Origin of the sequence: Streptomyces sp. CC224B (assembly GCF_030010595.1) — a bacterium.
Classification (GTDB): domain Bacteria; phylum Actinomycetota; class Actinomycetes; order Streptomycetales; family Streptomycetaceae; genus Streptomyces; species Streptomyces longispororuber.
Window position 1 is genome coordinate 109,660 of record NZ_JASCXL010000001.1, and the last position, 20,934, is coordinate 130,593.

The following is a 20,934-nucleotide window of genomic DNA, read 5'->3' on the forward strand; positions in this document are numbered from 1 at the left end:
TGCGGACTCGCGTGGGCCGTGACCACCGTCATGGACAAGATCGACCGCCGATAGCCACAGGAGCCCGCGCCATGGATCTCCACGCCTGGATCACCCAGCAAGTCGAACACACCCGACTCGTCGCCCTGAATGCGACGCCGCAGAACTGGCGAGACGAAACCTCGCCCGAACACGGCTTCCGAGTCGGGACAGCAGACGGAGCCGAGTGGGTCGCCTTCACTGGCGCCCCCGACGATGACCCCAAGCAGCCAGCAGCCGACGCCCGGCATATCGCCATGCACGACCCGGCCGCCGTCCTGCGGCGCTGCGAGGCGGACCGCCGCATCCTCGCCATCCACTACGCGATCAACAACGGCTACGACGACCCCGTCTGCGACGGATGCGGTACCGCAGGAATTTACGACAATTGGATCACCGAGAACATCAACGACTGCCCCATCCTGCTAGCCCTCGCCCACGCCCACGGCATCACCGACGAGATTCTCACCGAACTCGACCGGCCCCAGCCGCCCGAGCGGAAGCCTGCCACCACCGGGCCCCTCGGCCTCGCCGACGTCCTCGCCGCCCCGCCCATCACGACCAGCGACGTACCCGCCGGACTACGCGGACCCCGCTGGAAGCCATAGCTCAGACACCACGGCGTCCCCTCATCACCAGCTCGTCACCCGAGGCGGCAACGGCGGGTAAGCGGCGCCGCCCTGCGACCAGACGGTGATGTTCTCGAAGCCCAGCCGCTGAAGGTGTCGCTCCAACTCATCGACGTGCCCGTCCCCGTAGTTCCAGCCGAACCACAAGACCGCGCCGTCCGCCCCCTTGCTGCCGCCCTGGAGCGAATGCCAGTCATCACGGCCGAGGGAGATGACCGGAGGAGGGCTGGCGGACACCTCCGGAATGAAGTCGGCAATGGCCCCAGCGACCTTGGGAGCCACCTCGTCGGCGCTACCACCGCCACTATCGCCAACGATCACGAACACGCTGGTCACGTTGCTCATACGGCGGCTCCCCGCTACTCGTCGGAACAAGTCCACCGTAACGCCCCCACACCACAGGAGCCCGCGCCCATGGCCCGCTACCGCATCACCTACGACAACGACCACGACGAGACCGTCACCGCCGCCAACGTCACCAAGGACATCGACAGCGACCAGTACCGCTTCACCGACACCAACCACCTCGACGTCGCCCTCATCCCGGCCGACAACGTCCTCAGCATCATCCGCCAAGACGACGAAGCGGTGACCGGCTGATGGCCACCGTTGAACTGCACATCGCCGACGAACTCCTCCACGACTTCGAGACGATCCGCCCTGCACTCAACGGGCGCGAGATCGGACGCCGCCCAAGTCCGACATGCGACGCCTGCACCATCCTCGACATGGCTATGGCCGACGCGCCCGCCCACGCGAAGACCATGGAGATCATCCTCCAACGCGTCGACAACCAGCCCGTGATCAAAGAGATCCATTACTGGGACGAGCGCGGGGACTTCATCGCGCCCGCAGTCCCGTTCCGCGAGGTGACCGGCTGATGGCCCGCCTGCAGATCCTCGAACTCCCCGAAGGCAGCAGCGACGACAGACCGCCGTTCGTGCTCGTCGTCGACGAGTCCATGCCGCAGCGCATCCTGCTCGGTTTCGACAACCCGATCCGCGACTACTGGCAGGACATCGCTGACAAGATCGGTGCGCGTGCCGTCATCGTCACACCTGAGACCGTCGAGATCCCCGCCAACGACACCAGCGCCTACCTCTGCGAGAGCGGAGAGGCTGTCCGTTCGCGGGCAGACGAGACGCAGGGGCGCACAGCAGAAGCCCTGAGGCTCGCTCACGAGCGCACCGATATTGCCCGTGACATGGACCGGCTCGCCAAAAGACGCAACGAACTCGCCGACGCCCTCGGCATCGACCGACTCCGCGACTGGGACGACATGCGCAACGCCGCCGCCCGGCTGCGGCAGGAACGCGACGCGCAAGCCTTGGCCATCGGACGCGTCCGCGACCTGCACCGACCCGTCGAGTACCGGGGCACATCCATCTGCGTGGAGTGCTCCGCATTCGCAGGCTCAACCACAGACAACGCGCCCGTCGCCTACAACCAGTGCGGCACCCTCCGGGCATTGAACGGCGAGACCGAACGCAGCCCCGAGGAGTAGGAGGCAGCAGCCGTGAGCGGAGGCTGGCAGAACTCCGGGAGGAAGCAACGCCTCCCGTCCGGGTGGGCCAAGATCCGGGCACGGATCCTCGAACGCGACAAGATCTGTGTTCTCTGCGGGATACGACCCAGCCGGTTCTGTGATCACATCGTGGCTAAAGCCGACCTCAACGGGGACTCGGATCTACAGGGAGTTTGTGGCCCCTGCCATGATCGAAAGAGCAGTCGTGAAGGGAATGACGCGCAGCGCGCCAACCCCAAACCCGGACGGCAACGCCCCGCCGAGCAGCACCCCGGACTCCTGTAAGGCGGTGACCATGCCCGCATACCTGATCGTCCACGCTGAGCGGCGACGCGAAGACATGCTCGTCGAAGACCCCGCCCTCACACTGCAGATCAGAGACGGCTGGGCCGTCATAACCGACACCCACGGCATCGCACTCGCCCTCCCCACCGAACACGTCGCCTGCATCCAACGGGTAGACGAAGAGCCGGAGCCCGAAGACCAGAAGCCCGTGCCAAACGAGGAGTGATCCACGTGGCGAGCAAGGGACGAGGAAACCGCAGCCGCCGAGGCAACGCCGAGACGCTCCGCCGATACTGGGGCCCCTCGGGCGCGGGCGGGTCCCGCATCCACTGGGGCACACCAAATGACTGGGGTCGATGCAACCGGCTACTCAGCAAGTACATGGGCGCGAGAGCCAAGGGCTACTGCCAACTCATGCATATCCGAGCGACAGGCCGTGCAACTGGTAGCAGGGCGAACCCCGGTCGACGCAGAACCCGTTGATGCCAGCCGTCGCGCACACCCGATGCGGCGCGTGCCGCGCCCTGATCCCTGTCGCCGTCACCTCCGATCCTGCACACCGGCCGGGCGAGCCGATCACTCTGGTCCTAGACGAGACCGATCTGTGGGTACACGCCCACGAGGAGCAGGCCGACCGCGAGGGGTAAGGCAGGCCATGCCGGCCCCGTCCTCCTGCCCCTACGTCCGCCCGTCCGGGGTGGCCGGCGGGTCGGGTATGGGTAGTGGGCAGTGGGCAGTGGCAAGGCCATGCTGCGTGGTCGTGCATGGCGATGCGATGGTGATCGCGTGAGAGCAATCAGATCTTGATCAGCGAATTGATCAATGATCGAAGTCGAAGAAGATCGAGAATGAAGATCGATTCGAGAACGTTCAGGGTGATCGACAAGACCTTAGTGATCTCCAGGCAAGGTCACTCCGACCGACCAGATGATCCCTTGGGCGATCCGAACGATCTCCGATCTGATGGGCTTGGCGATCACGCCTCTGACCTGGGGATATATCCCTGACCTGCGATTATAGGGATCGGGCTCGTATTGCCGTCGTCCTTCTGTACGGGCCTGGGGATCTGGAGGTGGTCGCGATGGCGGGCCAAGGACCAGCCCCGAAGGACCCCGCGCGGCGGGCACGGCGCAACAAGGATCCACAGCCCCAGACGATTCTGCGGTTCGAGCGGGCAGAGGCCCCTGATCTGCCGGACTTCCGGATCGAGCAGGATGGCGATCTCGTCGAGTTCGTGTGGCCGGAGCGCACCCGCGAGTGGTGGCAGATGTGGGTCGACTCCCCGCAGGCCGAGCACTTCGGTTCGACCGACTGGGACTTCCTGCTGGACACAGCGTTGATCCACGCTCGCTTCTGGCGAGGGGATCTCTCGGTGGCCGCCGAGCTTCGCCTTCGGGTGGCCAAGCACGGGGCCACGATGGAGGACCGCGCACGGCTGCGCATGGCTTTTGCCGAGGCCGATGGCGCGGACGGCGGCCAGGGTTCGTCGGGCGCTGATGCCGCGAAGGCTCGGTACGCGAAGTTGCGGGTGATCAAACCCGGCAAGGAGGGCGAAGCGTCAGGGGGGTGAGTCGATGCCCTGGCGTGGACCCACCTACTCGGGAGAGATTCCGACGCTCGGCTACCAGGTTCTTGGCTGGATCGCTGAGAACCTGATCGTCCCGGACGGGCCGGCGGCCGGAGAGCCGCTGGAGTTCACGGACGAGCAGGCGATGTTCGTGCTCCAGCTGTACGCCATCGATCCGCGCTTCGCGGGCCCGGCGATCGGGGGGCGGGCGCTTCGTAACGGACGCCGTATCCGGCGAGCCGTCCTGTCTCGCCCCAAGGGCTGGGGCAAGTCCCCGTTGGTAGCCGCGCTGTGCCTGGCGGAGGCCCTCGCCGATGTTGTGCCGGACGGCTGGGATGCGGATGGCGAGCCGGTGGGCCGCCCATGGACCTCGTTGGGGTTCAAGGCGAAGGTGCAGATCGTCGCCGTCTCGGAAGATCAGACGGCGAACACCTGGGATCCACTGCTGGAGATGGCGCGTGGCGGGCCCGTTCTCGATGCCTACGACATCGAGCCGATGGAGACGTTCGTCAACGTCCCCCGCGGCCGGGTCGAGTTCGTGACCAGCTCTGGCACAAGCCGCGAGGGCTTCCGGCCCGTGTTCTCTGCAATGGACCAAACGGAGTCATGGATCCCGTCGAACGGCGGCCGCAAGCTGGCCGCCACGATCCGCCGGAACCTCGGCAAGGTGAACGGGTGCTCGGTGGAGACACCGAACGCGTTCATCCCCGGTGAGGGCTCGGTGGCGGAGCGCTCGTTCGAAGCGTGGACGAAGCAGCAGGAAGGGAAGCTCAAGCTGGATGAGGGCCTCCTGTTCGACCACCGGGAGGCGCCACCGGAGACGGACCCGGCCAACGAGCGATCCCTGATGGACGGTTTGGCCGTGGCTTATGGCGATTCGGCTGACCGGAACGGCGGCTGGGTGAACCTGCGTCGCCTGCTGGCGGAGTACTGGGATCCGGACACGGACCCGCAGGACGCCCGCCGGTACTACCTCAACCAGGTCACTCACGCGACGGACGGATGGATCAGCCAGCCCGAGTGGGCCAGCGTGGCCGCGGCGGAGAAGGTGGTCGCGGACCAGGACGAGATCGTTCTTGGGTTCGATGGTTCCCGCCGTCGGTCCCAGGGCGTGACGGATGCGACGGCCTTGGTGGGCTGCCGCGTCTCGGACGGCCATCTGTTTCTGCTCGGCTGCTGGGAGCAGCCGGACGGCCCGTTCGGCGCCGACTGGCAGGTTCCTACGGTCGAGGTGCTCGCTGCGGTTGAGGACGCTTTCCGGGACTACCGGGTGGTCGGGATGTACGCGGACCCGGCGAAGTGGGAGTCGCACATTGCCGCCTGGGAGGCGAAGTTCGGGCGTCGGCTGAAGGTGAAGTCGTCGACGCAGCATCCGATCGAGTGGTGGATGACGGGCGGCCGGGCGATCCAGATCGTGCGGGCGCTGGAAAAGTTCCGTTCGAGCGTGGTCGACGGTGAGCTGTCGCATGACGGATCGAGTGTGCTGACGAGGCACATCCTCAACGCCCGGCGGCGCGAATCGCGCAGCGGCATCCAGATCATGAAAGAGCATCCGGACAGCCCGAGGAAGATCGACGCAGCGATTGCCGCCGTCCTCGCTTGGCAGTGCCGTGTTGACGCGATGGCCAAGGGGCTCGGCAAGAAGAAGGCCGGCAAGTCGGGACGGGTGGTGGTGCTCCGATGACCATCTCCATCCCCGAGCTTCCGCTGGTGACGTTGTCGGACGACGAGTTGGCCCTGGTCAACGTGCTGCGGGCGGACATGTTGCGGGACCGGTGGGCTCTTCAGCTCCGGGATGCGTACTTCAACGGCGAGCAGCTTGTCCGCGACTTGGGTATCTCGATCCCGCCGCAGCTCAAGGGGCTGCACACGGTGATCGGCTGGCCGCGGGTTGGCGTCGAGTCGCTGGAGGAACGCCTTGACCTGGAGGCGTTCCGGTGGGCGGACGGTTCGGATTCCGCAGAGCTGACGGAGATCGCCGAGGCGAACGATCTTTTTGACGAGTCGAGCCTCGCCCACCTGGACGCTCTCGTCTACGGCCGTGAGTATCTGGCGGTCGGCTCGGGGGACTGCGGTACGGATGACTGCCCGCCGTTGATTTCGGTGGAGTCACCGCTGGATATGACGCTGATGTGGGATGCCCGGTTGCGGATGGGTACGGCGGCGCTGCGGGAGTGCGCGGCCGACACCTACATGGAGGCGGGCCCCGACGAGCGGATGCTGGTGCTGTACCTGCCGGATCAGACGGTGGTGTGCCTGCCGTCGGAGTCGGGCGGCTGGGAGGTCATCGGCCGGGACATGCACGGCCTTGGGGTCGTGCCGGTGGTGCGGCTGGCGAACCGGCAGCGGACCGCGGACCGGATCGGCCGGTCGGAGATCACCCCCGAGGTCATGTCGATCACGGATGCGGCGTGCCGTCGGCTGATGGGCATGGAGGTGGCTGCCGAGTTCTTCGGGGCGCCGCAGCGCTACATCCTCGGTGCGTCCGAGTCGGCGTTCCAGGACGCGGAGGGCAATGCCAAAAGCGCCTGGGAGACGTATATCGGCCGTGTGCTCGCGCTGGAGCGGGACGAGGACGGCCAGGTGCCGAGCGTCGGCCAGTTCGCGGCGCACGACCCGACCGGCATGACGAAGATCATTGACTTGTATGCGCGGATCATGAGCTCGCAGTTCGGGCTGCCGCCGCACATGCTCGGCTACACCACCGACAACCCGGCCTCGGCGGACGCGATCCGGTCCACCGAAGCCAAGCTCGTGAAGCGCTCGGAGCGCCGCATCCGACGCTTCGGCGCCGCCTGGCAGCAGGCCATGCGGCTTGCCCTGTGGATCCGTGACGGGGAACCGCCAGACAAGGCCCGGCGGATCGAGACGGTGTGGCGGAACCCGGCGACACCGACCGTCGCAGCCCAGGTGGACGCGACGGTGAAGCTCGTGCAGGCCGGTGTGCTGCCCGCCGACTCCGACGTGACGCTGGAGATGGCCGGCTTCACGGAGGCCCAGCGGCAGCGTGTCGCGGCCGACCGGCGCCGGTCGAGCGCCGCCGCTACCGGCGGCAGGCTGCTGGACCGCCTTGCCGCGGTCAACGAGCAGCCCCAGGGCGGCCTGCCGGATGCCGCGGAGGTGAGCGGTGGTGACGACGGTCTCTGACGGAGGCCGTGACCCCGACCGCTACCGGTCGGCTCAGCTCGGCCTGACGCGGCTGCTGGTCCGGGACGTGCGCGGGCTACGGCGGCTGATCATCCCGTCGCGGCTGCGGACGTCGATACCGGACTGGATCGCTGCGGTGCAGGCCGTCGTCGACCAGTACGCGCAGGCATCCGCTGCCGTGGGGGCCGAGTTCTACGACGCTCAGCGGCAAGCGGCCGGCGTGAGCGGTCAGTTCACGGTGCCGGTGGCGGGTCCTCCGCCCGACGGGAAGACCGAGGCGAGCCTGCGGTGGGCGACGAAGGACGTGTGGGAACGCGACCCGGAGCAGGCCACCGAGGCGCAGCGGCAGCCGCTGGAGACGCGGCTGGAACAGGCAGAGAAGAAGTCCGAGCAGGTTGTCCAGAAACTCGTCGCCGACACCGGCCGCAGTACCGTGCTCGAGGCGGTGCGGCAGGACCGGAGGGCGACCGGGTGGGCCCGCTCGGCGGCTCTGGGTGCCTGTGCCTTCTGCAAGTTGCTGTCCTCGCGGGGGGCCGTGTTCGCGCGGGAGACGGTGGGCTTCCGGGCCCATGACGGCTGCCACTGCGGCGTGATCCCCGTCTTCGCAGGCCAGACCTTCGAGCTGTCCAATCACGCTCGTGAGTGGGCGCGGCTGTACCAGGAGTACGCCGCCGGCCATCCGGGCAGCCAGCTTCGCCGCTTCCGGAGGGCGCTGGCCGAGCACGACCCGAACCCGCTCCCCGGTTCCTTCTGATCAACGAGGTCGCCCCGGTGGCGGCCTTTCTCATTTCCGCACTTCGGCCGCCTCGGTGGCGGACCGTTCTGCCCCCGGAGGGCTAGCCATGTCTGAAGAGATCGAAGCTCCCGAGCCGCCCCAGCCGGAAGGGGAGGTGGAGGCGCCTGAGGCGCCGCAGCCTGAGCTGGAGCACGGCAACGACCCGAAGGCTCAGCCAAAGAAGCCGAAGGGAAACCCTCTCGACACCCTTCTGGCAACGCTCGATGACGAGGCCAAGCTGGCTCTCCTGAACGAGGGCGGCAAGAAGGCGCTGCTCGCCGAGCGAGAGAAGGCGAAGCAGGCACGCGATGCTCGTGACGCTGCTCTCGCCAAGGTGCAGGAGTTCGAGCGGGCCAAGCTCAGCGAACAGGAGCGCATCGCTGCCGATCTGAGCAACGCCCAGAAGCAAGCAGCGACCTTCCGTCAGCGGGCAGTTCGTTCTGAGGTGCGCGCGCTGGCGGCGGCCTCATTCGCTGACCCGGACGACGCGGCCGGCGCACTCGATCTCGACGACTTCATCAACGACTCGGGAGACATCGACGAGCAGGCCATCAGGTCTGCTCTCGATGGCCTCTTGGAGCGCAAGCCGCACTGGGCGAAGCCCCAGCCCCCGGAGGGCCCGCGGCGTCCCGCGCCGGATCGCACTCAGGCATCCGGCGCCAACAAGCAACGGACCCTCAACCCCGCCGACGAGTTCGCGGGGTTCATAAAGGCGCGGCTGAAGTAGCCGCTGAAAGCGAGTAGGCCATGGTGGCTACGGCCCCTCTCAAACTCTCCGACGTCAACGATGCGCTCCTGCCCCGGACCCTGACCGGTCCGATCTTCGAGAAGAGCGTGGAGCAGTCTGCGGTGATGGCGCTGGCGCGCCGGGCGCCGCTGGCGATCGATGCGACGACGTCGGTGCCGATCCCGATGGACGTGCCGACCGCGGACTGGGTCGGGCAGGCGGCGAAGAAGCCGCTGTCGACGTCGTCCGTGGGCGTGAAGCAGATGACGGCGAAGAAGTTGGCGGTGCTCATCCCGGTCGCGGAAGAGGTCGTGATGACCAACGCGGGCGGCCTGTGGACGCAGCTCCAGACGGACCTGCCGACCGCCTTCGCGCGGGCCTTCGACCACGCGGCGATCCACGGCAAGACCATGAAGGGCGCCGCCGGGCCGTTCGACGACTACCTGGCGGAGACCACCAACTCGGTGGCGCTGGGCACCGCGTCGCAGGGGACCGGCGGCATCTGGGCGGACCTGGTGACCGGCATGGAGAAGGTCATCGACTCGGACTGGGACTACACCGGCACGGTCGCGGACCACCGCCTTAAGCCGAAGCTGTTGCTGGCCACGGACACCACGGGCCGTCCGATCCTGGTCGACACGACCACGCCGGGCACGAACATGGCGGCAGCGGGCACGCTGATCGGCGAGCCGCTCGCCTACTCCCGATCGGTGTCGGGCAAGCAGCGCCGCCAGTCCGCCAGCACGGACTCGGGGCTGCGCGGCATCGGCGGCGACTGGTCCCAGGCGGCGTTCGGCGTCGGCATGGACATCACGGTCCGGATCTCCAAGGAGGCTACCTACGTCGATGAGGACGGCGGCGTCCACTCGGCGTTCCAGGAGAACCTAGTGCTGCTGCTCGCGGAGGCCTTCTACGGTCTCGTCATCGGCGACACGGACGCGTTCGTTAAGTTCACCGGCACGCCGTCGGGTAGCGCCTGATGGGCGGGGCTGTCCCGGCTTCCGCGCCGGGCGGGGCAGCCAAGCCCCTGAAGATCGTAGCCCGCGCGCACGCCATGCCACCGGAGCACAACGCCGGCGCCGAGCACATGCTGGTGTCCATGCTGCGGCCTCTGGTGGAGCGCGGGCACGACGTGTCCGTGTGGCTGTCCCGCTACGGCAACGCTCACCAGGAGTACGAGTACCGCGGAATCCGGGTGATCCCGCTGGAGTCGCGCCTGGACTTTCCCTCGACGGTGCGCCGCGCGGACGTGCTGCTGGCCCACCTGGAGACGGTGCCGGCGACGGCGTCGCTGGCCCGCGGGTACGGCAAGCCGCTGGTTGTGGTCTGCCACAACACGCACCGGCCGACGTTCCGGGACATGGCTGCGGGTGGGACCGCGCTGGCGGTGTACAACTCGCGGTGGATGGAGGCGGAGGCGGAGGTCTTCTTCGCTGAGTACCCGAAGTCCACACGTCCTGCGGAGGCGCTGATCGTGCGGCCGCCGGTGTTCGCCGACGAGTACGCGACGAAGCCAGGCAAGGCCATCACGCTGATCAACTGCAACCCGGAGAAGGGCGGCAGGGTCCTTGGGGCCCTGGCGCGCCGCATGCCGGAGCAGCAGTTCCTCGCGGTGAAGGGCGCCTACGGTGAGCAGATCTTGCCGGGTCTGCCGAACGTGGAGGTCGTCGAGCATGTCGACGGGCAGGAGATGCGGGACCGGGTGTACGCGCGGACGCGGGTGCTGCTGATGCCGTCGTCCTACGAGTCGTGGGGCCGTGTCGGCTGCGAGGCGCTCGCCAGCGGGATTCCCGTCGTCGCGCACCCCACGCCCGGGCTGTGCGAGTCGCTGGGCGAGGCCGGGATCTTCGTGGACCGGGCCGACCTGGACGGCTACGAGGCGGTGCTGCGGAAGCTGACGGCGGCCGCCGAGTACCGGCTGGCGTCAAAGCGCGCCAAGGCCCGCAGCGCTGAACTCGACCCTGCGGCTGATCTGGCCGCCTGGTGCACGGCGGTGGAAGCCCTGCCGGGATAGGAGGTCGGAATGGCGTTCCAGACGCCGACGGCCGAGGATCTCGGCCTGTACCTCGGACTCGACGAGATCGAAGGCGACCGGGCCGCGCTGCTCATCCAGCAGGCTGTCAGCCTGTGCGAGTCCGTGGTGAAGCCGCTCCCGGACCAGGCCACCGCGGTGGTGCTGTCGGTTGGGGGCCGTGCCTACGTGAATCCGCAGCAGGTCTCCTACGAGACGATCGGTCCGATGTCGGTGCAGCGGCCGTCCGGGTCGGGCGGCCTGTACCTGACCAAGTCCGACAAGGCCGCGCTCAAGGCGTTGGCAGGCCGGGGCGGGGCGTTCATGGTGGACCCCACACCGGCGACGGCTGATCCGTCTCCGACGTGGCCGGTCGACGATGCCGGGTTTGCGGACGAGTTCGAGCCGGGCTGGGGGTACTCCTGATGCCCGGCCGGTACCCGTTCGGGGAGACCGTGCGGATCCTGCGCACCGGCCTTTCGCCCGGACGCGACCCTCGTGGGCAGCCCCTGCCCGGCCCGGACGAGTCGTTCGATCTGCAGGGCTGTGTGGTCACGCCGCGCGCGGAGACTCCGCAGGTGGGCGGTTCCCAGCAGCAGGCGCGGGACACCGTGATCGTCGGCTGGACCGTGTACGTCCCCGCCAGCCAGAGGGCACGTTCGAGCCTTCCGCTGCGCACCACCGACAAGGCCCTGGTCCGCGGCGTGACCTGCGAGATCACCGGCGAGCCCGGCGACTGGGGGCGTAATCCGTTCACCGGGACGCGCGGCGTGATCCAGTTCGCTGCCGACCGGATCACCGGCTGACGAAGGGAGGGTGCTGTGGCTGCCCGTGTCAAGGTCAAGAGGAAGGGCGTCGGCGAGATGCTGCGGATGCCCGGCATGCGGGCGGAGATGCTGCGCCGCGCCGAGGCCATCAAGACCGTCGCGGTGGCGACTTCCCCGGTCGACCAGGGGAGCCCCCATCCGGGCCACTACAAGGCGTCGTGGGAGACGGACAGCACGAGCCGCGGCGGACGCCGCCGGGACCGTGCCGCAGCCTACGTCCGCAACACGTCCTACTACGCGCGCTGGGTGGAGTACGGCACCGAACGCGTCCCCGCGCACCATGTGCTGCTGCGGGCTGCGCAGATCGGCGGGCGAAACCGGTGACCGCGCTCCTCGATGTGGAGGCCGAGCTCATAGCCCGCGGCGCCGCCCGCTTCCCGCAGGCGGTGGTGCGGGACGAGCTCGACAACAACCTTCTCAACGAGCTGCCGACGATTCAGATCGAGCAGGCGCCTGGCGGGAATGACGACGGGCTGCGGCTCTCGCGTCCTCTGGTCGACATCAACGTGTACGCGGCCACCCGCGCCGGGGCCATCGCCCTCGCCCTGCAGGTGCACGCCTGGGTAACGGGCGAGCTCCGCGGTTCTACGAGCAGCACCGCGGTGATCGGCCGCACGGCTGCTCTGGCTCTGCCCGCTGTCCGCCCCTACGAGAACACTGGGCTCCGTCGTGTCGGAGCCACCTACGAGATCTACCTTCACCCGGTCTCCTGACCGGCCTCGGGCCCGCGCCGGACCCCGTTCCCTCGACCCCGTCTTGGCGGGGTTTTCGCATGTCTGGAGACCCTTTCATGGTCAACATCACTAGGGCGGCGGACCTGACGGTCATCGGCGCGAATGGCGCCGGCTGGGTGGCTGCCACCGGTACGGCTGCTCCCACGGGGCCGCTCACTCAGCCGATGCCTCCGTGGGAGCCGCTCGGCGCCATCAGCGACGACGGCCTCGTTTACGGCTTCGATGAGGACAGCCAGGAGTTCACTCCCTGGGGCCTCACCAGCCCGTTCCGCACGCAGATCACCAAGTCGGTCCGGACTTTCCAGATGACGTTGTGGGAGACCGCGCGCGTCGCCGTCCAGTCGATCATGTACCGGATCTCGGAGGCTGAGCTCGAGCCGGTCGGCGGGATCACGTCCTTCGCCGAGACCGCGAGCCCAGTGCCGGACCGGCGCGCCTGGTGGTTCCTGGTCCTCGACGGGGACACCAGCCGAGGCTTCTACGTGCCCCAGGGAGAGGTTTCCGACCGCTCGGACGTGACGTTCAAGCAGGACGAGATGTCCGGCTACGAGATCACGATCACGGCCTACCCGGACTCGGCGGGCAACACCGTCTACCACAGCGACAAGCTGCCCGTGACGCCCGACTACTCCGGCTCCTGAGCCGGATCTGTGCTGGTGGGCGGGCCGCCACCCTCGGCGCGGGCCCGGCCCGTCCACCTCTTCCCCCTTGCCCGCGCCATGAGCCGAGGAGGCCCGCGCCATGCCCGCCACCAAAGAACAGATCGACGCCGCCCGCGCCCAGGAGACGGAGGCGGAACTCGACGACGGGTACGTCACCGTGCCACTCGTCGGCTACGACGGCGTCACCAAGGACATCCGGGCCCTGCCTCCCACCAGGTGGCGGGCATCAGCACTCCGGGCCCTCAACCAGGGAGACTTCGACGGCCTCATGGCGATCGTGCTGCACGAAGACGATTACGACACCTACGTCGATCTGGACCCGACGGCGGAGAGCATCGGCCGCTTCGCCGAGGCCGCAGCGCGCGCGACTGGCGAAGACCTGGGAAAGTCCAGTGGACAGCGGCTCTCCTCGCGGAGCACGCGGAAGCGGTAGAAGCTGACCTGCTGGAGCGTGGCATCGACGTCCTGGACGTGCACCGGGGACGCATGTCGTGGCGGCGGCTGCGGGTGCTGATCGAGCATCTGCCGCCGGAGTCCCACACGATGACCTCCCTGCGAAACGAGCTCTCCGATGAGGAGTTGGCGGAGCAGGCGGACCAGGGAGAGCCGGAGAAGGGGCGTTGGTCGCAGCAGGAGCAGCTCCTGGCGGCGGCCGTGGATGCTCTGCGACGCGTGGAGTACACGCTGATCTGCGCGAACAGCGAGAAACGCAACCGCCCCAAACCTCCTGAGCCGATGCGGCGCCCGGGAGCGAAGGCCCGCCCGACTAAGCAGGCGCTGACCGAGACGCAGGCCGAGCGCCTGTTCCGGATCATCAACGGGGGCGCGGCCTAGCGCGTGTCTCTTTGATGGTTGATCAGTTGATCGGATGTGCCTGTCCGATTAGTGATCACTGATGCGATGTGGGACCGGATCGAGCCGCTGATGCCGGCCGATCCGGTCCGTGGGCGGCGGTGGGCCGACCATCGCCGCACCCTCGAGGCCATCGCGTGGAAGTACCGCACGAACTCGCCCTGGCGGGACCTGCCCGACGAGCTCGGCTCGTTCCAGACCGCCCACAAACGGCTGATCAGATGGGCCGTCGATGGCACCTGGGAGACAGTCCTTGCCACCGTTCTGGCAGCGGCGGACGCCGATGACGACATCGACTGGACGGTGTCGGTGGACTCCACGGTCGTCCGCGCCCACCAGCACGCTGCCGGAGCGCGCAAAAAAAGGGGGCGGCCCGTCCAGGCGAGCCCGCCGATCACGCACTCGGACGCTCCCGCGGCGGGCTGAGCACCAAAGTCCACCTGGCCGCGGACGGCGGCGCACGGCCTCTGGCCTTTACCGTCACCGCAGGCCAAGCCGGTGACGCTCCGGCTTTCGAGACGGTGATGTCCCGCATTCGAGTCCCCCGTAGCGGCCCGGGCAGGCCGCGAACCCGACCCTTCGCCGTACTGGCTGACCGCGCCTACTCATCCCGCGCCATCCGCAGCCACCTGCGGCGCCGGGGCATCCGCGTAGTCATCCCGCAGCCGTCCGACCAGATCGGCCACCGCCTGCGGCGAGGACGCCAAGGCGGCCGCCCGCCCGGCTTCGACCTCGAGGCGTACAAGCAGCGCAACACCGTCGAGCGGTGCATCAATCGCCTCAAGCAGTGGCGGGGCCTGGCCACACGAACCGACAAACTTGCCATCGCCTACCAGGCCGCACTCCACCTCGTCGGCATTCTCATCTGGACCCGACGCTGACCAAAGAGACAGGCCCTAGCACGCGAGAGGGGGACCTCTCGTGGCGATCAGTGTCGGCTCCGTCGAGATCGATGTCATTCCGAACGCGCGCGGCGTCCACGGCCGTCTGCGGGCGGCGCTGGTGCCTCCGGCGTCGCAGATCGGCGACGAGGTCGGCCGGATCATCGGCCGCCAGATCGCCACCCACATCACCCCTGCGGTACGGGACGGCATCCAGAACGGCGCGCGCGCAGCCCGCCCGGCCGCCACCCGGCAAGGCTCGGACACGGGCGGTGCGTTCGCGCGGTCGCTGCGGGCGCGCCTGGAGGCGGCGTTCCGCAGCATGCCCAGGCTCGACGTTCGCCTGTCCGACACGGGTGTGGACGCGGACCTGGCGCGGCTGCGGGCCCGCCTGGAGGCGCTGTCCGGCAAGACGATCGGTGTCGACATCGACGCGCAGGCCGCCCGCGCGGAGGCCGCGGACATCGAGGAGCGGCTGCGCCGCATCGGCGCCGCCCACCCCAACGTCGCCGTCCGCGCGGACACGGCGGCGGCGATCGCCCAGCTCCGGCTGCTGCGCGAGCAGATGGACGAGCTGTCCGCCGACCCGGCCCGCATCCGGGTCGAGACCGACGGCACCTTCGGTCAGCGGCTGCGCGCCCAGGTGCAGGCCGCGGAGGCGAGCCTCCCCAACATCAACATCGGTGCGGACACGAGTCCCGCCGAGGTGGAGCTGGCCCGGCTGCGGGCCCGGCTGACGGCGCTGCGCGATGTGCGGATCGGCGTCGACATGGACGCCGCCACCGCACAGGCCGAGATCTCCGCGATCGAGGCGCGCCTGCAGGCTCTGGCTGCCCAGGACGCGGATGTGGCAGTGCGCGTGGACGCGGCGGCTGCCGCAGCCCAGCTCGCCGCCGTCCAGGCGATGGTCAACCGGCTGGACTCCGACGACGTGCGGATCCGCGTCGACACGTCGGGCGCCATGTCGGCGATCTTCCAGCTCACGGTGGCGCTCGGGTCCGTAGCAGCCATCCCGGCGATTCCCGTGCTCGCGGCGGGGATGGGCGCGATCGCGTCCGCCGGTGTTGCTGCCGCGGCCGGCGTGGGTGCACTGGGAGCCGTGGCGATCCCGGCGTTCATGGGGATCGCCCGGGCGGCACAGGCCCAGAAGGCGGCGCAGGACGCGGCGACGACCGCGCAGATCAAGGGCGGGCAGGCAGCGGCGCAGAGCGCTGCGCGTGCCTCGCAGCTTGCGGGCGCCCAGCAGGCTCTGGCAGCCGCGCACAGAAATGCCGCGCGGCAGATCCAGCAGGCCGAGCAGGCCGTCGCCGACGCCAAGAGGTCGGCAGCCGAGGCGACCCGCAACGCCGCCCAGCAGATCCGCCAGGCGGAGCAGGATGTCGCCGCCGCGGTGCAGCAGGCGGCAGAGCGGCAGAGGGGTGCGGCACAGCAGGTCAAGGACGCCAAGCAGTCCCTGGCGAACGCGGTCCAGCAGGCTGCGGACCGGCAGCAGGCCGCGAACGAGCGCGTCGTGGCGGCCGAGCAGTCCCTCGCGGACGCCCAGCGCACGGCCCGTCAGGCCCAGCAGGACCTGACGCAGGCACGCCGTGAAGCGTCGATGGAGCTAGAGGATCTCGGCAACCACCTGGCCAGCGCGCAGTTGTCGCAGCGGGACGCGGTCCTTGGCGTGCAGGAGGCCGAGCAGCGGCTGCGCGCGGTGCGCGCAGCCGGGTCGAAGGCGTCGGCGCTGCAGCAGGCTCAAGCGCAGCTCGCCTACGACCAGGCCGTCCAGCGGCTGCGGGAGCAGCAGCTCGCCACGAAGCGCATCGCCGACGAGAAGAAGAAGGCCGACAAGGCTGGCGTGGACGGCTCGGACCGGGTCAAGAGCGCGCAGGACCGGTTGGCCCAGGCGCAGCGGCAGGTTCGTGAGCAGACCGCCGACCTGGCCAAAGCGCAGCAGGCGGCGGCGCGTCAGCAGCACGAGAACGCGCTTGAGATCGCGTCTGCGCAGGAGCGGGTGGCGGATTCGCAGCGCAGCGCCGCGCGTGTGCAGAAGGACAGCGCAGATGCGATCGCCGCCGCACAAGCCAAGGTCGTTGAGGCGCAGCGGGATGCGCGGCGGGTTCAGGAGGACGGGGCTCGGTCGGTTGGGCGCGCGCAGGAGTCGCTGGCACACACGCACACCACGGCGGCGGAGTCGATCGCTTCGGCTCAGCGTCAGGTTGCCTCGGCGTCGCAGCAGGCGGCCGGGGGGATGGATCAGGCTGCCGTCGCGCAGGCCAAGTACCAGGACGAGCTGTCGAAGCTGAGTCCGTCGGCGCGTGACACGTTCGACGCGTTCACCGAGCTGCGTTCGGCGTTCACCAAGTGGTCGGAGTCGCTCCAGCCTGCCGTGATGCCAATTTTCACGCGTGCGCTGGTGGGGTTGAAGAACGCCCTGCCGGGTCTGAGCCCGTTCGCACGGGCTGCCGCCGGTGCGATCGGTGAACTGCAGGACCGGGCATCCCGTGGCTTCAACAAACCGTGGTGGAAGGGGTTCAAAGCTGATCTTTCGGGTGCCGTCCGGCCCGCGATCATTGGACTCGGTGTGGCCTTCGGCAACGTTTTCAAGGGGATGGCGGGCGTTGTCCAGGCCTTCCTGCCTCACATGGACTCGATCTCCACGCGGATGCAGGCCGTCACCGCCCGCTTCGCGAGCTGGGGCACCGGGCTGAAGGGCTCTCCGGCATTCGAGCGGTTCCTGGCGTATGCCGCGGAGAACGGGCCGCTCGTCGCCCGCACCATCGGCGACATCAGCTCGGCGTTCTACCAGGTTGCCCGCGCTCTGGAGCCGCTGTCGGGGCCGATCCTTCAGGTGCTCGGTGCGCTGGCCCGCGGCCTCGCCTCCGTTGCGGAGACTCTGCCGTGGCTGATCCAGGGCCTGTACCTGCTGTACATCGGCACGCGCCTGTGGACCCTGTCGCTGATCGCTCTGAGGCTGGTGATGGCGGCTCACCCGCTGACGCTAATCGTGATCGCGGTCGTAGCGCTCGTTGCGGCCGTCGTCTATGCGTACAAGCATTTCGGCTGGTTTCGTGAGGCAGTCCAGGCTGCATGGCGGGGCATCCAGGCTGCCGCGCTGTGGGCATGGACAAACATCCTCAAGCCGACCTTCGACGCGATCGTGGGCGCTTTGCGCACCGTAGGCCGGTGGGCGTCGTGGCTGTGGCACAACGCCATCAAGCCCGCTTTCGACGGCATCGTGCTGGCCGCGCGCATCCTGGTCGCACTCATCGCCGTCGTGCTGGTCGCCCCGCTGCTCCTGGCCTTCCGTGGTATCGCCGCCACGGGGAAGTGGCTGTACGAGCGAGTCCTGGCCCCGGCTTTCAGAGGTATCGGGAGCGCCGCCGATTCGCTGTGGCGCAACGTCATCGAGCCTGTTGGGGCCGGTATCGCCGCGGCGTTCCGCTTCGTGGCACGCGTCGGCAAGTGGCTGTACGAGACCATTCTGCGGCCCACTTTCCAGGACATCGGTGCGGCGGCTGGCGCGCTGCACCGGGCGGTGATCAAGCCGGTCGCTGACCGCATCGCCGAGGCGTTCCGGGTCGTGGCGCGAGTCGGGAAGTGGCTGTGGCGGGAAGTGCTCGCCCCGGCTTTCCGTGGGATCGGCGGCGCCGCGAGGTCTCTGTACGAGAAGACCATCCGGCCTGTCTTCGGGCACATCGCTGGGCGGGCATCGTGGCTGTGGAACAAGGGGCTGAAGCCTGCCTTCGACAAGATCAAAGAAGGTGTCCGGCTCGTCGCTCAGGCCTTCGAACGGGCGAAGAAGTGGATCGGGTCAGCCTGGGGCAAGCTCAAGTCCATCACCAAGGGCCCCGTGAACTTCGTGATCGAATGGGTCTACGGCAAGGGGATCCGGCCCGTCTGGAACGCAGTCGCGAAGATTGTCAGCCTGGATGAGCTGCCCAAGGCGCCGAAGCTACTGGCGGCAGGCGGCACGGTCGGTAACGGCTTCGACCCGGCACGGCCCATGGTCACCAACCGGCCGACGGCGATCGTCGGCGAGGGCAACAGGTGCATCGCGCATGGGACGGAGATCCAGACAGCGGCTGGCCCACGGCCGATCGAGGACATTCAAGCCGGTGAACAAGTTCTCACCCGTTACGGATATCGGTTGGTAAAATGGTCTGGCCTCACCCGGCCGGACGCCGAGGTTTTGCGGCTCGTGACCGCCAGCGGCGATGGGGTGGTGTGTACACCTGATCACCTGGTCTGGACGGCGCGAGGGAGCAAGAGTGGCGACAGAAGCGGAGATTGCCTGGGCCGCAGGGCTGTTCGAGGGGGAGGGCTGCTTCCTGATCACCAGGACGCCCTACGACACACGGGTTCCGTCGATGCATTTGAGCATGACGGATCGCGACACGGTGGAGCGGTATCAGCGCATCGTGGACTCAAGTCGAGTCTGGGGACCCACGGCTCGCGGGCCTGGCCGGAAGCCGATGTACGGCGTGGACGTGTCCGAGCGGAAGAGTGTCAAGCGGCTGATAATCGCCTTCCTGCCCTGGCTGGGGGCACGCCGCACAGCGAAGGCGCAGGAACTGCTGGCATTGATCGAGGAGCTGGACGCCGCCGCGGAGTACCGGAAGCACTTCTGCAAGCGCGGACACCCGTGGACGCAGGAGAACGTGTACACGAGTCCGCGCGGCATTCGGGCGTGCCGTCAGTGCAAGAAGGACGCTGGCCGCGAGTGGATGCGCCAGAAGCGGGCGAACAACCCGGAGTTCCACGAGCGGGAGAAGGCGAAGGGCCGAGAATATCAGCGCCAGAAGCGTGCTGGCGCGAAGCGCGCGATCTCATCCCAGGAGACTGGGTCTGGGTCCTAACCGACGGGGGCCTGTGCGCCATGCGGGTGGCTGCGGTCACACCTGCGGAGCGCACGGACACCTTCGACCTGACGGTTGACAGAGATCACGAGTTCGTGGCCGGGGGGATCCTGGTTCACAACTCGTACCCCGAGTACGTCATCCCTACGGACCCGAAGTACCGGGGCAGGGCCCGTTCGCTGTGGGAGGCCGCGGGCACGAAGCTGATGGCCGACGGTGGAATCCTTGGTGGCGCCTGGGACTGGACCAAGGGTGCCTTCGGCAAGGTAGCCGGCTGGGCGAAGACCGGCTGGGACCTGATGACGAACCCGTCCAAGGTGTGGGACAAACTCGTCAGGCCGATCAAGGACCGGGTTGCGGAAAAGCTCAGCGGTCCGGGCCTGTGGGCCAAGGCCATCCGCCGCGTGCCGGGCCAGTGGTTCGGCAAGCTCAAGACCAAGCTCGTCGACGCGGTGAACAGCATGCTCGGCGGCGGCGCCGACGGGGCACTCGGCGGCGCCTGGCTCAAGCCCGTCGACGCCCGTTTCGGCACGCGTTTCGGGGCCCGCGGCAGCATGTGGGCTTCCGGCCGCCACACCGGCCTGGACTTCCCTGCCGCCATCGGCACCGCCGTCAAGGCAGTCGCCGACGGCACCATCGCCAAGACCGCGGACGGTGGCCCTTACGGCAAGCACATCGTGATCAATCACGGGAGTGGGCTGCAGAGCCTGTACGCCCACCTGTCAGCGATCCTCATGCGGCAAGGCCGCGGCGTCGCGGCGGGCACCCAGATCGGGCGTGTGGGCCGGACCGGCAACGTCACAGGTCCGCACCTGCACCTCGAAGCCCGCGTCAACGGCAGGTCCGTCGACCCGATGCCGTTCCTCACCGGCGGCGGCAAGGGCTTCAAGGCGACCGCGGTCGGCGCCGCACAGCGGTACGCCAAGGCGATCCTCGGGCGTTACGGCTGGGGTCCGGAGCAGTTCGGGCCGCTCAAGAAGCTCTGGCACGGCGAGTCGGGCTGGCGCTGGAACGCGCGGAACCCGAGCTCCGGCGCATACGGCATCCCGCAGGCGCTTCCGGCGACGAAGATGCGGTCGGCAGGCGCTGACTGGCGGACCAATGCGGCGACGCAGATCCGCTGGGGGCTCGGCTACATCAAGGGCCGCCCGGACTACGGCAGCCCGGCCCGTGCCTACGCGAAGTGGCTGGCCCGCAGCCCGCACTGGTACGACCAGGGCGGCATGCTCCAGCCCGGCCTCAACCTGGCCTACAACGGCACGGGGCGGCCGGAGGCGGTGCTTACGGGTTCTCAGTGGAACATCCTGACCCGCGCGGCCAGCGGGTCCGACCTGGGTGACCTGCACGTGTCGGTGTACGTCGGCGACCGGGAGATCACGGATATCGCGCGCGCCGAGGTGCACCGATCGAACGGCGAGCTTGTGACGATGCTGCGTGGCGGGAGGGGGTGAGC

Annotated in this window: 22 protein-coding genes; 21 read left to right on the forward strand and 1 reads right to left on the reverse strand. The window is 68.7% G+C overall.

Annotated features, from left to right (window positions below; all coding sequences use genetic code 11):
- Positions 1 to 71 precede the first annotated feature (71 nt).
- Positions 72 to 626 carry a DUF6221 family protein gene (locus QK440_RS00670; RefSeq protein ID WP_282790917.1) on the forward strand — a complete coding sequence of 185 codons (555 nt, stop codon included), beginning with the start codon at positions 72 to 74 and terminating at the stop codon, positions 624 to 626.
- 24 nt (positions 627 to 650) lie between these two features.
- Here QK440_RS00670 and QK440_RS00675 read toward each other — a convergent pair whose 3' ends face one another.
- Entirely contained in the window at positions 651 to 992 is a 342-nt protein-coding gene (locus QK440_RS00675) for a hypothetical protein (RefSeq protein WP_282790918.1), read from the reverse strand.
- A 69-nt stretch (positions 993 to 1,061) separates the two neighbouring features.
- Between QK440_RS00675 and QK440_RS00680 the strand changes: the two genes are divergently transcribed.
- The 20 genes from QK440_RS00680 to QK440_RS00775 all read left to right on the forward strand — a co-directional run bounded on the left by QK440_RS00680 (position 1,062) and on the right by QK440_RS00775 (position 20,932).
- Positions 1,062 to 1,247 carry a hypothetical protein gene (locus QK440_RS00680; protein WP_282790919.1) on the forward strand — a complete coding sequence of 62 codons (186 nt, stop codon included), beginning with the start codon at positions 1,062 to 1,064 and terminating at the stop codon, positions 1,245 to 1,247.
- Positions 1,247 to 1,528: a hypothetical protein gene (locus QK440_RS00685; protein WP_282790920.1), complete on the forward strand. Its 282-nt coding sequence runs from the start codon at positions 1,247 to 1,249 to the stop codon at positions 1,526 to 1,528. The genes QK440_RS00680 and QK440_RS00685 overlap by 1 nt, the downstream gene beginning before the upstream one ends.
- Entirely contained in the window at positions 1,528 to 2,151 is a 624-nt protein-coding gene (locus QK440_RS00690; RefSeq protein WP_282790921.1) for a hypothetical protein, read from the forward strand. The genes QK440_RS00685 and QK440_RS00690 overlap by 1 nt, the downstream gene beginning before the upstream one ends.
- A gap of 316 nt (positions 2,152 to 2,467) precedes the next feature.
- Complete coding sequence (locus QK440_RS00695) at positions 2,468 to 2,683, forward strand: hypothetical protein (protein WP_282790922.1); 216 nt, start codon at positions 2,468 to 2,470, stop codon at positions 2,681 to 2,683.
- Between the two features lie 855 nt (positions 2,684 to 3,538).
- Entirely contained in the window at positions 3,539 to 4,027 is a 489-nt protein-coding gene (locus QK440_RS00700) for a hypothetical protein (protein WP_161236735.1), read from the forward strand.
- Positions 4,028 to 4,031: 4 nt separating this feature from the next.
- Positions 4,032 to 5,708: a terminase gene (locus QK440_RS00705; protein ID WP_282790923.1), complete on the forward strand. Its 1,677-nt coding sequence runs from the start codon at positions 4,032 to 4,034 to the stop codon at positions 5,706 to 5,708.
- Positions 5,705 to 7,171, forward strand: a complete 1,467-nt coding sequence (locus QK440_RS00710) for a phage portal protein (RefSeq protein ID WP_282790924.1) — start codon at positions 5,705 to 5,707, stop codon at positions 7,169 to 7,171. Before QK440_RS00705 ends, QK440_RS00710 begins: the two co-directional genes overlap by 4 nt.
- Positions 7,152 to 7,925, forward strand: coding sequence for a hypothetical protein (locus QK440_RS00715; protein ID WP_282790925.1), 774 nt, complete (start codon positions 7,152 to 7,154; stop codon positions 7,923 to 7,925). The genes QK440_RS00710 and QK440_RS00715 overlap by 20 nt, the downstream gene beginning before the upstream one ends.
- 88 nt (positions 7,926 to 8,013) lie before the next feature.
- Positions 8,014 to 8,673, forward strand: a complete 660-nt coding sequence (locus tag QK440_RS00720) for a hypothetical protein (RefSeq protein ID WP_282790926.1) — start codon at positions 8,014 to 8,016, stop codon at positions 8,671 to 8,673.
- A 20-nt stretch (positions 8,674 to 8,693) separates the two neighbouring features.
- On the forward strand, positions 8,694 to 9,653 hold the full coding sequence (locus QK440_RS00725) for a phage major capsid protein (RefSeq protein ID WP_282790927.1): 960 nt from the start codon (positions 8,694 to 8,696) through the stop codon (positions 9,651 to 9,653).
- Between the two features lie 119 nt (positions 9,654 to 9,772).
- Positions 9,773 to 10,687 carry a glycosyltransferase family 4 protein gene (locus QK440_RS00730; protein ID WP_349239255.1) on the forward strand — a complete coding sequence of 305 codons (915 nt, stop codon included), beginning with the start codon at positions 9,773 to 9,775 and terminating at the stop codon, positions 10,685 to 10,687.
- A gap of 9 nt (positions 10,688 to 10,696) precedes the next feature.
- Positions 10,697 to 11,110 (forward strand): hypothetical protein, encoded by a 414-nt coding sequence (locus tag QK440_RS00735; RefSeq protein ID WP_282790929.1) that lies wholly within the window; start codon positions 10,697 to 10,699, stop codon positions 11,108 to 11,110.
- Positions 11,110 to 11,490 carry a hypothetical protein gene (locus tag QK440_RS00740; protein ID WP_282790930.1) on the forward strand — a complete coding sequence of 127 codons (381 nt, stop codon included), beginning with the start codon at positions 11,110 to 11,112 and terminating at the stop codon, positions 11,488 to 11,490. Before QK440_RS00735 ends, QK440_RS00740 begins: the two co-directional genes overlap by 1 nt.
- Positions 11,491 to 11,505: 15 nt before the next feature.
- Positions 11,506 to 11,835, forward strand: coding sequence for an HK97 gp10 family phage protein (locus QK440_RS00745; protein WP_282790931.1), 330 nt, complete (start codon positions 11,506 to 11,508; stop codon positions 11,833 to 11,835).
- Positions 11,832 to 12,224: a hypothetical protein gene (locus QK440_RS00750; RefSeq protein WP_282790932.1), complete on the forward strand. Its 393-nt coding sequence runs from the start codon at positions 11,832 to 11,834 to the stop codon at positions 12,222 to 12,224. The genes QK440_RS00745 and QK440_RS00750 overlap by 4 nt, the downstream gene beginning before the upstream one ends.
- Positions 12,225 to 12,283: 59 nt before the next feature.
- Positions 12,284 to 12,886, forward strand: coding sequence for a phage tail protein (locus QK440_RS00755; RefSeq protein WP_282790933.1), 603 nt, complete (start codon positions 12,284 to 12,286; stop codon positions 12,884 to 12,886).
- A 100-nt stretch (positions 12,887 to 12,986) separates the two neighbouring features.
- The gene (locus QK440_RS00760) at positions 12,987 to 13,340 is read left to right on the forward strand and encodes a hypothetical protein (RefSeq protein ID WP_282790934.1); all 354 of its coding nucleotides are present in this window, start codon (positions 12,987 to 12,989) and stop codon (positions 13,338 to 13,340) included.
- A gap of 110 nt (positions 13,341 to 13,450) precedes the next feature.
- Positions 13,451 to 13,741, forward strand: coding sequence for a hypothetical protein (locus QK440_RS00765; protein ID WP_282790935.1), 291 nt, complete (start codon positions 13,451 to 13,453; stop codon positions 13,739 to 13,741).
- 36 nt (positions 13,742 to 13,777) lie between these two features.
- A protein-coding gene (locus QK440_RS00770) for an IS5 family transposase (RefSeq protein ID WP_282790936.1) occupies positions 13,778 to 14,640 on the forward strand; the annotation gives its coding sequence in 2 pieces (ribosomal slippage) (positions 13,778 to 14,116 and positions 14,119 to 14,640; 861 coding nt in all).
- Positions 14,641 to 14,680: 40 nt separating this feature from the next.
- On the forward strand, positions 14,681 to 20,932 hold the full coding sequence (locus QK440_RS00775) for a peptidoglycan DD-metalloendopeptidase family protein (protein ID WP_282790937.1): 6,252 nt from the start codon (positions 14,681 to 14,683) through the stop codon (positions 20,930 to 20,932).
- Positions 20,933 to 20,934 lie beyond the last annotated feature (2 nt).